Source organism: Tsukamurella spumae (assembly GCF_012396015.1).
Taxonomy (GTDB): Bacteria; Actinomycetota; Actinomycetes; order Mycobacteriales; family Mycobacteriaceae; genus Tsukamurella; species Tsukamurella spumae.
This window is the reverse complement of the sequence record NZ_JAAXOQ010000052.1, coordinates 1-11531: the sequence shown is the minus strand read 5'-3', so window position 1 is coordinate 11531 and position 11531 is coordinate 1. Positions and strand designations below refer to the sequence as shown.

Sequence of the window (11531 nt, the reverse complement as noted above, 5' to 3'; positions counted from 1 at the left end):
CGCGACCGCCGCCTCGGCCGCCCGGCGACACTGCTGCAGGGTGACGCCGCCGACCCGGGCGCCCACGGCCGCCGCGGCACCCGCCGCGCAGGACAGCGAGGTCACGCCGAGGCCCACCAGGACGCACGCGAGCAGCGGGTCGGCCGCAGCCTCGCCGCACACGCCCACGGGCTTGCCCGCGGCCGTGCCGGCCCGCCCGGTGAGCTCGATCAGCCGCAGCACCGCGGGCTGCCAGGGGTCGGTGAGGGCCGCGAGCTCGGTGCTCATCCGGTCGGCCGCCATCGCGTACTGGGTGAGGTCGTTGGTGCCGATCGAGACGAAGTCGACCTCGGCCAGCACGGCATCGGCGCACAGGGCCACCGCCGGAACCTCGACCATCACCCCGGCGACCAGTCCGCGGGAGCGGCACCGCGCGGCGAAGTCCCGAGCCTCGGCGGGCGTGGCGATCATCGGTGCCATCACCCAGGGCTGCGCCTGGGCACCCACGGCGGCGGCCGCGATCGCGTCCAGCTGCCGCTCGAGGAGGCCGGGGTCGCCCTCGGCGATGCGGATCCCGCGGACGCCGAGCGCCGGGTTCTCCTCCTCGCCGTGGTCGGCGAACTTCAGCGGCTTGTCCGAGCCGGCGTCCAGCGTCCGGATCACGACCTTCTGCCCGGGGAAGGCGTCGATCACCTCGCGGTAGAGCGCAGCCTGCTCCTCGCCGGAGGGCTCGTCGGCGCGGTCCAGGAAGGCCAGCTCGGTCCGGAACAGGCCCACGCCCTCGACCTGCCGCTCGGCGGCGCCCCGCGCGGTGGCCCCGTCCTGCACGTTCGCGAGGATCGCGACGGCGGCACCGTCGGACGTGCGTCCGGGACCGCGCCACCGGGCGATCTCCGCCGCCTGCCGGGCCGACTCGGCCACGAGCGCCCGCGCCTCGTCCTCGTCGGGGGCGACGGTGACGGTGCCCGCCCCGCCGTCGAGCAGTACGGGCGTCCCGGCGTCGACGGCGCCGGCCTCCGCCAGGCCGACGATGCACGGGATGCCCAGCTGCCGGGCGATGATCGCGGTGTGGCTGGTGGGCCCGCCGAGCCGGGTGCCGATGCCCACGATCAGCGCGGGGTCGAGCGCCGCGGTGTCGGCGGGGGCGAGGTCGTCGGCCAGCAGGACCGACGGTGCGTCCGGCACCGGCACGCCGGGCTCGGGGCCGCCGAGCAACTCGGCGACGACCCGGTCCCGCACGTCCCGCAGGTCGGTGACGCGCTCGGCCATCAGGCCGCCGAGCTTGGTGAACATGTCCGCGAACTGCTCGGTGGCAGCGGCGACGGCGTTCGCGGCGGGCGTGCCCGCGGCGATCAGCTTCTCAGTGGTGCCGATCCACGCCTTGTCGGAGGCGAGGCCGGCGTTCGCGCCGAGGACCTCGGCGGCCGCGCCCTGGGCCTGTGCGGCCCGCAGGCGCAGGCGATCGGCGACGGCCTGCGCGGCGGTGGAGAACCGGACGGCTTCGGCGGCGCGGTCGTCCTCGGGCAGATCGACGGGCGGCGGCACCTCCGGCCGGGCACCGGGCCACATGACCGGGGCGTAGGCGACCCCCGGCACCACGGGGGTTCCGGTGAGGACGTGCGATGCGGTCGACTGCTGCGAACTCATGTGACCTAGATTACGAAATCCCCTTGACTTGTCAACACAAACAGGCGTAAAACCAGAAAAAGCAAAGGGAAAACCACAGAATCCCACGAACTCGGAGGGGCGATGTACGCGGAAGAACGACAGCGCGCGATCGGTGAGCTGGTCGGTGGGCGCGGCCGCGCGTCGGTGATCGAGTTGGCGGAGCGGTTCGACGTCACGCCGGAGACGGTGCGCCGCGACCTGGACGCGCTCGAGCGGCTCGGCGGCGTTCGTCGCGTGCACGGGGGCGCCGTCGCCGCGGGCGTCCTGGCCGGGGCCGAATCGGGGCTGGGGGAGCGCGAGGGCACCAATTCCGAGGCGAAGCGGTCCATCGGCGTCGCCGCCCGGCGCTTCCTGCCGCCCGCGGGCGGCTCGGTCCTGTTCGACGCGGGTACCACCACGATCGCCGCGGCCCGGGAGGTGCCGACGAACCTGCACATCACCGCGATCACCAACTCGGTACCCGTCGCCGCCGCGCTGTCCACCCGCGAAACCGTCGAGCTCCGGCTGCTCGGCGGTCGCGTGCGCGGTCTGACCCAGGCCGCCGTCGGCGCCGGCACCGTCGCCGAGATCGCGGGCCTGCGCACGGACGTCGCCATCATCGGCGCCAACGGCCTCAGCGCCGAGCGCGGGCTCTCCACGCCCGACGCCGACGAGGCGGCGGTCAAGACCGCGATGGTCCGGGCCGCCGACATCGTGGTCCTCGTCGTCGACTCGACCAAGTTCGCGCGCGAGAGCCTCATCGCCTTCGCTCCGCTCGATGCGATCGACGTCCTCGTCACCGATGCGCCGGTCCCGTCGGACCTGGCCGCGGCGCTCGTCGAGCACGGTGTGCAGGTGGAGGTCGCCCGATGATCGTCACCGTCACCGCGAATCCCAGCCTCGACCGGCTCGTGGCGCTGGGCACGCCCCTGCAGCGCGGCGCCGTGCAGCGCGCCCAGGGCGCCGCCGCCGACCCGGGGGGCAAGGGCGTCAACGTCTCCCGCGTGGTCCACGCCGCGGGTGCGGGCACCGTCGCGGTCCTGCCCGCCGATCAGGGCGACCCGCTGCTCGTCGCCCTCGCCCGGCTCGACGTCCCGGCCATCCCGGTGCCCGTCGGCCACGAGGTCCGCAACAACATCACCATCACCGAGCCCGACGGCACCACCACCAAGCTCAACGCCCCCGGACCACACCTGCGGCCGCAGACGGTGCAGGCCCTCGAGGAGGCCGTCATCGCGACGGCGGGCGGCGCCTCCTGGCTCGCGCTGTGCGGTTCGCTCCCGCCGGGCCTGCCCGACGACTGGTACGCGCGTCTCGCGGAGCGCCTCGGGGCCGGGCCCGACGGTCCGCGGATCGCCGTCGACACCTCGGGTGCGGCGCTCGCCGCGTCCGCGGTGCGCGGCGTGGCGCTGCTCAAGCCCAACGCCGAGGAGCTCGCCGAGCTCGTGGGGCGCGATCCCGCCGCGGGCGCGGAGTTCGAATCCCGCTCCGCCGCAGGCGATCCCGCTCCGGTTCTGAATGCGGCGCGGGAGCTCCACCGGGCCACCGGGGCGGCCGTCCTCGCCACCCTCGGCGGCGCGGGAGCACTGCTCGTCACCGCCGACGGTGCCTGGACCGCCACACCCCCGCCGATCACGGTGCGGAGCACCGTCGGTGCCGGCGACAGCTCCCTGGCCGGATACCTCATCGCGCACGAGCGCGGCGCCCAGCCGCCCGAGTGCCTGTCCCTCGCGGTCGCCTACGGCGCCGCGGCCGCCGCACTGCCGGGCACCCAGGCGCCCCGACCCGAGGAGCTCGCCGTCACCGACGTGCGGGTCACCGCCCTCTGATCCCCTCCCGACGATCCACACCCGTAGAACCGGAGAACACCCATGACCGAATCGATCATCGCGACCGACCTGGTCGCGCTCGACGTGTCGGCCGGCGCCGACAAGACCGAGGTGATCGGCTACCTCGCCGGGCGCATCACCGACGCCGGCCGATCCACCTCGGTGGACGGCCTCGTCGAGGCGGCCCTCGCCCGAGAGGCGCAGTCCGCCACGGGTCTTCCCGGCGGGATCGCCATTCCGCACTGCCGTTCCGCAGCGGTCACCGCGGCCAGCCTCGGCTTCGCCCGCCTCGATCCGAAGGTCGACTTCGGTGCGCCGGACGGTCCCGCGGACCTGGTCTTCCTCATCGCCGCGCCGGAATCCGGTGGCTCGCAGCACATGAAGCTGCTCAGCGCACTGGCCCGCGCGCTCGTCCGTCCCGAGTTCACCGCATCGCTGCGCGCCGCCGCGACCCCGGAGGAGGTGGTCGCCCTCGTCGAGGAGGTCATCGCCCCGAAGCCCACAACGCCCGCAACGCCCGCGGCCACCGCCGCTCCGGCCGCGGCGGCGCCGGCGACGAGCGCACCGTCGGGCAAGCCCTCCCTGGTGGCGATCACCGCCTGCCCCACGGGGATCGCGCACACCTACATGGCGGCCGACGCGCTCAAGCTGGCCGCGGAGCGCGCGGGCGTCGAGCTCACGGTCGAGACCCAGGGCTCCTCGGGTTCCACGCCGCTGTCGGCGCAGACCATCGCCGATGCGGGGGCCGTCATCTTCGCGACCGATGTGGGCGTCAAGGGCCGGGATCGGTTCGCGGGCAAGCCCGTCGTCGCGTCCGGCGTCAAGCGCGGCATCAACGAGCCCGATGTCATGATCGCCGAGGCGGTCTCCGCCGCAACGGATCCGAACGCCGCGCGGGTCGACGGTGCCGCCGCCGCGAGCACCGAGTCCGCCGCCGCGCAGGTGGGGATCGGCGGTCGGCTCAAGCAGGCGCTGCTCACCGGCGTCAGCTACATGATCCCGTTCGTCGCGGCCGGCGGCCTGCTGATCGCGCTCGGCTTCCTCCTGGCGGGCTACCAGATCGGCAAGAGCACCGTGTCCGAGGGGATGTCCGACGGTGCGTACTACGCCCTGCACAACTCGCTCTGGAACCTGCCTCCGGGCGGGCTGCTCCAGTACCTCGGCGCCGTCAGCTTCGCCATCGGTGGGGCGGCGATGGGCCTCATGGTCGCGGTGCTCGCCGGCTACATCGCCTACGCCATCGCCGATCGTCCCGGTCTCGCACCGGGATTCGTCGCGGGCGTACTCGCGGTGACGGTGAACGCCGGCTTCATCGGCGGCGTCGTCGGCGGCCTGCTCGCGGGCGTCGTCGCGCTGTGGATCGGCAAGCTGCGGCTGCCGCAGTGGGCGCGCGGACTCATGCCGGTGGTCATCATCCCGCTGTTCGCCACGCTCATCACCGGCGGCCTGATGTACATGATCCTGGCCGGCCCGCTGCGCTGGGTGAACGAGGAGATGACGAGTGCCCTCAACGGCATGAGCGGCAGCTCCAAGATCGCGCTCGGCGTGGTGCTCGGCCTGATGATGTGCTTCGACCTCGGCGGCCCGGTCAACAAGGCGGCGTACGCCTTCGGCGTGGCGGGCCTCGGCCTGGCCGGTGCCGGTCCGGCCCAGTGGGAGATGATGGCCGCCGTGATGGCGGCGGGCATGGTGCCCCCGCTGGCGCTCGCCCTGGCCTCCACCGTCCTGCGCCCGAGCCTGTTCACCGAGCCGGAGCGGGAGAACGGCAAGGCCGCCTGGTTCCTCGGCGCCTCGTTCATCTCCGAGGGCGCCATCCCGTTCGCGGCGGCGGACCCGCTGCGGGTGATCCCCTCCATGATGCTCGGCGGCGCGGTCACCGGCGGCCTGTCGATGGCGCTCGGCGCCCAGCTGCGCGCCCCGCACGGCGGCGTCTTCGTCCTGTTCGCGATGAACGGCACGTGGTGGAAGTTCCTCATCGCGCTCGCCGTCGGCGTGGTCGTCAGTGCGGTCACCGTCGTCGCCGCCAAGTCCTTCACCCGAAGCAGCGCCGCTGCCGTCGAATCCGCTGAGCCCGCGGCCGTCGCCGCGTAATACTGGACCCGAGTCCGTGGCCGACCGGCCGCGCCGAGTAGAACACCACCCCACGAGGAGAGACATGCCCAGCACCACCGTCACCGTCGGATCGGCCGTCGGCCTGCACGCCCGCCCGGCGGCCGTGATCGCCAATGCCGTCAACGAGTCGGGGCACGAGGTCACCCTCGCGGTCGCCGGCGGCGAGCCGGTGGACGCCGGCTCGGCGTTGATGATCATGACCCTGGGCGCCGAGCAGGGCGTGGAGGTCACCGTCGAATCCGCAGATCAGGGCACGGTCGACGCGATCGCGGCCCTCGTCGCCCAGGACCTCGACGCGTAGCACCTTCCGCGAGCAGGAGGGGCGGCCGGTGATCCGGCCGCCCCTCCCGTGCGTCGTGGGTCAGTTCACCGGTGCGATGCAGTAGCTCACGCGCTGCGGCGCGGCGTAGTTGAGCGCCGTGGAGCCCCGGCAGGTCAACGGGGCGCCCGCCGCCCGCTCGGTCACGCGGATCACGTTCGACGGTGCGCTGCCCAGCGCGGTCGGGCAGGTGACGGGCCGGATGTCGGTGGTCGCGGCCGCGTCGGGTCTGACCTGGTAGCAACTGCCCAGCGTGAGCCGCGGGACCACGCACAGCGTCGCGCCGGCGGATTCGACGCGGGCGTAGCTCGGCACGCTGCACGCGGTCTTCGCGGCGAGCTTCTCCGCGACGGCGAAGCTGAATCCGTCGCCGTCGCAGCCCGTGCGCACGGCGTTCCCGCCGGACACCGTCACGCAGTCCCCCACCTCGACAGCGCTGACCGGCGCGACCTCGGGGCTGGCGGGCTTGACGCCCAGCAGCAGGACCGCGACGCCCATCACGGCGACGGCGATGATGCCCGAGTAGACGACCGAACTGGCCACCTTCCAGGCCGTGGTGGGCCGCACCTCGTCGAATCGTCGGCCGATCGTCGTCGCGGCGAGGCGACGACGGAGCGCGGCGAGACGGGGCTGCGCGTGGTCGAAGAGGGGCATGGCCATAGTCTCAATCTTAACTTGAGACTCATGAGTTAACACAAGTCTCAGTTTTAACACGGCGCGTCGGCGCGGTTGGGCACGTCATCACCGCCCGCTCACTAGGCTTTCGTGCATGTCACAGGATGCGCTCGTCGTCGCCGTGGGGCCGAAGCCCGATTCCGATTTCGATGCCGCGATCACCGCGGGCGGCGGTGTTCCCGGCCCCCTCGCGCGTGCCACCGGCCTCGTCTGGACCGATTCGCGTTCGCCGCTCCCGCAGCTGCCCGCCGGGGTGCGCTGGGTGCAGCTGCCCTTCGCCGGCATCGAGGGATTCCTCAGCAGCGGCGCTCTCGCCCGCCACCCGCAGGTCGTCTTCACCTCCGCGGCCGGCGCGTACTCCGGCACCGTCGCCGAGCAGGCCCTGGGGCTGCTCCTCGCCGGGGTCCGCGGGCTCTGGCACCGGGAGGGCTCGTGGGAGCCGGCGTCGGCCGCCGCGCGCACGGGCCGCCTCGGCGGTTCGACGGTGGCCGTGGTCGGCGCGGGCGGCATCGGTCGCGACCTCATCCCCGCGCTGCGTGCGCTGGGGGTCAAGGTCGTCGCGGTCAATCGATCGGGGCGGCCCGTCGACGATGCCGTGGTCGTCCCCGCGGACCGGATCGACGAGGTGTGGCCCGCCGTCGATCACGTCGTGCTGGCGGCACCGTCGACCGCCGAGACCCGCGCCTTGGTGAACGCCGGGGTCCTGGCGCAGCTGCGGCCGCACTCCTGGGTGATCAACGTCGCGCGCGGGTCGTTGATCGATACGGACGCGCTGGTCGACGCGCTGCGCGCGGGCAGGATCGGCGGCGTCGGCCTCGACGTGACCGATCCCGAGCCGCTCCCGGACGGCCATCCGCTGTGGTCGATCCCGAACGCGATCATCACCCCGCACGTCGCGAACCCGCCGCAGCACCTGCGCCCGGCGCTGCTCGAGCGCGTCGAGGTGAACGTGCGCCGCGTCGCGAACGGTATGGAGCCGCTCGCCGTGATCGATCGCGACCGGGGCTACTGATGGACGGCGCCGCGCGCGGGGCCCCGCCGCGTTCCCCCGACGAAGTGGACCTCATCGTCCGCGGCATCGTCGGATTGGCGAAGCGGATCCGCGCCGACGCCAGGTTCGTCGGGGCCGAGGTCTCCTATGTCGACTTCACCCTGCTGTTCGTGGTGAACGAATCGCCGGGGATCCGCGCCGTCGACCTCGCGGAGGCCGTGTCGATCGACAAGTCCACCGCCAGCCGCCAGCTCGCGGGCCTGGAACGGCGGGGCCTGATCCGCCGCGACGCCGATCCGGCCAATCCCAGGTCGCGGCGACTGCATCTGACCGAACGCGCCGAGCAGGTGCTGGCCGACACCGACCGGGAGTGGCGGCGCAGGATCGCCGCGCGGACCGCCGACTGGTCGCCGGACGAATTGCGCACATTTGCGACACTCATCGACCGCTATACGAGCGTCGACCTGCCGGAGGACACCAGCCTCGACCAGGTGGTTGCTGTCGCTAAGCATCCTACTTTTGAGTAAGTTTGGGTGTGTTATGGTCAGCCCACTGTTCTGAGCATCAGGCGGGCCACGTCTACTCCGATGCCTGGTGACCCCAGGCGCTCTACGGGATCCGCCCCCGTTCACACCGCGGCGGGGGCGCATGCATGTGTGCCGTCGCCCTTGTTGCCGGAGCTCCGGGCCGCATCCGCGTGCCCCGGTAGGGACGACAGGAACGAACCAATGAACGTCGGTGAACCGACCATGTCCCCGTTCGGGGGACAGCAGTGGGAGTGCTGCGCATGATCATCGGAGCTTTGAAAGAGGCACGCCCGGGCGAGACCCGCGTCGCCGCCACCCCCGCCACCGTGGCCCAACTGATCAAGCTCGGCTACGAGGTCGTCGTGGACTCGGGCGCCGGTGCGGCGTCCTCGTTCTCCGACGAGGCCTATGTCGAGGCGGGCGCGTCGATCGGTGATGCGCGTACCGCGGACATCGTGCTGGGCGTCAACGCCCCGTCGGCCGCGCAGCTCGACGGTGTGCGCCCCGGCGCGACCGTCGCGGGCCTCCTGGCCCCCGCGCAGAACCCCGAGCTGCTCGAGGACCTGCGTCGACGTGAGCTGACCGCGCTGGCGATGGAGTCCGTGCCGCGTATCTCGCGCGCGCAGTCGATGGACGTCCTGTCGTCGATGGCGAACATCGCCGGCTACCGCGCCGTCGTCGAGGCCGCGCACGTCTTCGGCCGGTTCTTCACCGGTCAGGTCACGGCCGCGGGCAAGGTCCCGCCGGCCAAGGTGCTCGTGGTGGGTGCCGGCGTCGCCGGCCTCGCCGCGATCGGTGCCGCCGGCTCGCTCGGCGCGATCGTCCGCGCCACCGACCCGCGGCCCGAGGTGGCCGATCAGGTCGCCTCGCTGGGCGGCGAGTACCTCTCCGTGGCGAACGAGAAGGCCGAGGTCTCGGCCACCGGGTACGCCAAGGAGATGGACGACGACTACAAGGCCCGCGAGGCGCAGCTGTACGCCGAGCAGTGCAAGGACGTCGACATCATCATCACCACGGCACTGATCCCGGGGCGCCCCGCGCCGCGGATCATCACCGAGGAGATGGTCGCGTCGATGAAGCCGGGCAGCGTCATCGTCGACATGGCCGCGCAGAACGGCGGCAATGTCGCGGGCGCGGTCAAGGACGAGGCGATCGTCACGCCGAACGGCGTGACGATCATCGGGTACACGGACCTCGCGGGCCGCCTGCCCGCGCAGGCCTCGCAGCTGTACGGCACGAACCTCGTCAACCTGCTCAAGCTGGTCACGCCCGAGAAGGACGGGCAGCTCGTGCTCGACTTCGAGGATCCGGTCCAGCGGTCGATCACCGTGACCCGCGCGGGTGAGCTGCTGTTCCCGCCGCCGCCGGTGCAGGTCTCGGCCGCGCCGAAGGCGGCGCCCGCCGCCGCGGTGGAGCCGAAGCCCGTCAAGGAGCCGATGTCGGCGTCCAAGAAGGTCTCGCTCACCCTGATCGGCGTCCTGCTCTTCGGCCTGCTGATCAGCTTCTCGCCGAACCCGCTGCCGCAGCACTTCACCGTGCTCATGCTGGCGATCGTCATCGGCTACTACGTGATCGGCAATGTGGCGCATGCGCTGCACACGCCGCTGATGTCGGTGACGAACGCCATCTCCGGCGTGGTCGTGGTCGGTGCGCTGCTGCAGATCGCCAGCGACAACACGACGGTGCTCGTGCTGTCGACGATCGCGATCCTGGTCGCCTCGATCAACATCTTCGGTGGATTCGCGGTCACGCGCCGCATGCTCGCCATGTTCAGCAAGGGGGCGTGATCCATGACCATCACCGCAATCGCCACCGCGGCGTACATCGTCGCGTCGCTTCTGTTCATCCTCTCGCTGGCCGGGCTGTCCAAGCACGAGTCCTCCAAGAGCGGCCTGACCTACGGCATCACCGGCATGGGCATCGCGCTCGTCGCGACCATCGCGCTGGTGCTGAAGAAGGTCTTCGATCTCGACAGCCTCGACCTGAAGTGGTTGCCGGTCGTGCTCATGACCGGTGCCATCATCGTCGGCGCCCTGATCGGTTTCTGGCGCGCGCGCATCGTCGAGATGACGGGCATGCCCGAGCTGATCGCCCTGCTCCACTCCTTCGTCGGCCTGGCCGCCGTGCTCATCGGCTGGAACGGCGCCCTCGAGGGCTTCGACACCACCGGCGTGAACCCCGGTGACGTCCGGTCGCTGACCAACATCCACGAGGCCGAGATCGCGATCGGCATCTTCATCGGTGCGGTCACCCTGACCGGCTCGATCGTCGCCAACCGGAAGCTCTCCGGGAAGATGAAGTCGGCGCCGCTCATGCTGCCCGGCAAGAACTTCATCAACGTCGGCTCGCTGGTGCTGTTCGTGGTGCTGACCGCGGTGTACGTCGCCCGCGACACGCATCACGACACCGCCTCGCTGATCCTGCTCGGGGTCATCACCGCGCTGGCGCTGTTCCTCGGCTGGCACCTGGTGGCGTCGATCGGCGGCGGCGACATGCCCGTCGTCATCTCGATGCTCAACAGCTACTCCGGCTGGGCCGCGGCCGCGTCGGGCTTCCTGCTGAGCAACGACCTGCTGATCGTCACCGGTGCGCTCGTCGGCTCCTCGGGTGCGTACCTGAGCTACATCATGTGCAAGGCGATGAACCGGTCGTTCATCTCGGTCATCGCGGGTGGCTTCGGCATCGAGGCCGGCCCGGCGGAGGACAAGGACTACGGCGAGCACCGCGAGGTCAACGCCGAGCAGGTCGCCGAGCTCCTGACCGGCGCCAAGTCCGTCGTCATCACCCCGGGTTACGGCATGGCCGTGGCGCAGGCGCAGTACGGCGTGGCCGAGCTCACCAGTGAGCTGCGCAAGCGGGGCGTCGACGTCCGGTTCGGCATCCACCCGGTCGCCGGCCGCCTGCCCGGACACATGAACGTGCTGCTCGCCGAGGCGAAGGTCCCGTACGACATCGTGCTCGAGATGGACGAGATCAACGACGACCTCGCGGACACCGATGTGGTGCTCGTGATCGGCGCCAACGACACGGTCAACCCGGCCGCGTCCGAGGACCCGAGCAGCCCCATCGCGGGCATGCCCGTGCTCACCGTGTGGGAGGCCGAGAACGTGATCGTGTTCAAGCGGTCCATGGCCGCCGGCTACGCGGGCGTCCAGAACCCGCTGTTCTTCCGCGACAACTCGGCGATGCTCTTCGGAGATGCCAAGGACCGCGTGCAGGACATCCTCTCCGCCCTGCGCTGATCGCTGCAGTACTCGGGCCCGGCATCGTCGTGACGACGGTGCCGGGCCCTTCTGCTCTCCGCTCCCGAATTGAACACCGTTACGGAGAATCCGACCTGCGGCGGATCCAAGAGGCTAGCGCAACACGGCTCTATGCTGCTTGTTCGGATAGTAGTTGGTCGAGTGCCTCGGCTGGTGTCTGCCAGTCGAGGCGCTTGCGGGGCCGGCGGT

10 protein-coding genes are annotated in these 11531 nt (G+C 71.8%); 8 read left to right on the top strand and 2 right to left on the bottom strand.

Annotated elements, in window-relative coordinates; translation table 11 throughout:
- On the bottom strand, positions 1–1626 hold a 1626-nt coding region (locus HF999_RS21645), incomplete at its 3' end, for a phosphoenolpyruvate--protein phosphotransferase (protein ID WP_168547844.1).
- 102 nt (positions 1627–1728) lie between these two features.
- Here HF999_RS21645 and HF999_RS21640 point away from each other — a divergent pair.
- The 4 genes from HF999_RS21640 to HF999_RS21625 all read left to right on the top strand — a co-directional run bounded on the left by HF999_RS21640 (position 1729) and on the right by HF999_RS21625 (position 5868).
- Positions 1729–2499, top strand: coding sequence for a DeoR/GlpR family DNA-binding transcription regulator (locus tag HF999_RS21640; protein WP_168547843.1), 771 nt, complete (start codon positions 1729–1731; stop codon positions 2497–2499).
- Positions 2496–3455 (top strand): 1-phosphofructokinase family hexose kinase, encoded by a 960-nt coding sequence (locus HF999_RS21635; RefSeq protein WP_168547842.1) that lies wholly within the window; start codon positions 2496–2498, stop codon positions 3453–3455. Before HF999_RS21640 ends, HF999_RS21635 begins: the two co-directional genes overlap by 4 nt.
- A 42-nt stretch (positions 3456–3497) precedes the next feature.
- Positions 3498–5546 (top strand): PTS fructose transporter subunit IIABC, encoded by a 2049-nt coding sequence (locus HF999_RS21630; protein ID WP_168547841.1) that lies wholly within the window; start codon positions 3498–3500, stop codon positions 5544–5546.
- A gap of 64 nt (positions 5547–5610) precedes the next feature.
- Complete coding sequence (locus tag HF999_RS21625) at positions 5611–5868, top strand: HPr family phosphocarrier protein (RefSeq protein WP_068573642.1); 258 nt, start codon at positions 5611–5613, stop codon at positions 5866–5868.
- Positions 5869–5928: 60 nt separating this feature from the next.
- On the opposite strand, the gene HF999_RS21620 is transcribed toward HF999_RS21625, so the two are convergent.
- Positions 5929–6546: a hypothetical protein gene (locus HF999_RS21620; RefSeq protein WP_168547840.1), complete on the bottom strand. Its 618-nt coding sequence runs from the start codon at positions 6544–6546 to the stop codon at positions 5929–5931.
- 109 nt (positions 6547–6655) lie between these two features.
- Here HF999_RS21620 and HF999_RS21615 point away from each other — a divergent pair, with 109 nt between their 5' ends.
- The 4 genes from HF999_RS21615 (at position 6656) to pntB (ending at position 11321) form a co-directional block, all read left to right on the top strand.
- The gene (locus HF999_RS21615; protein WP_168547839.1) at positions 6656–7573 is read left to right on the top strand and encodes a D-isomer specific 2-hydroxyacid dehydrogenase family protein; all 918 of its coding nucleotides are present in this window, start codon (positions 6656–6658) and stop codon (positions 7571–7573) included.
- Complete coding sequence (locus HF999_RS21610; RefSeq protein WP_168547838.1) at positions 7573–8079, top strand: MarR family winged helix-turn-helix transcriptional regulator; 507 nt, start codon at positions 7573–7575, stop codon at positions 8077–8079. The genes HF999_RS21615 and HF999_RS21610 overlap by 1 nt, the downstream gene beginning before the upstream one ends.
- Positions 8080–8339: 260 nt before the next feature.
- A complete protein-coding gene (locus HF999_RS21605; protein WP_168547837.1) occupies positions 8340–9866 on the top strand; it encodes a Re/Si-specific NAD(P)(+) transhydrogenase subunit alpha in 1527 nt (508 codons plus the stop codon).
- A 3-nt stretch (positions 9867–9869) separates the two neighbouring features.
- Entirely contained in the window at positions 9870–11321 is a 1452-nt protein-coding gene (pntB, locus tag HF999_RS21600; protein ID WP_168547836.1) for a Re/Si-specific NAD(P)(+) transhydrogenase subunit beta, read from the top strand.
- Positions 11322–11531 lie beyond the last annotated feature (210 nt).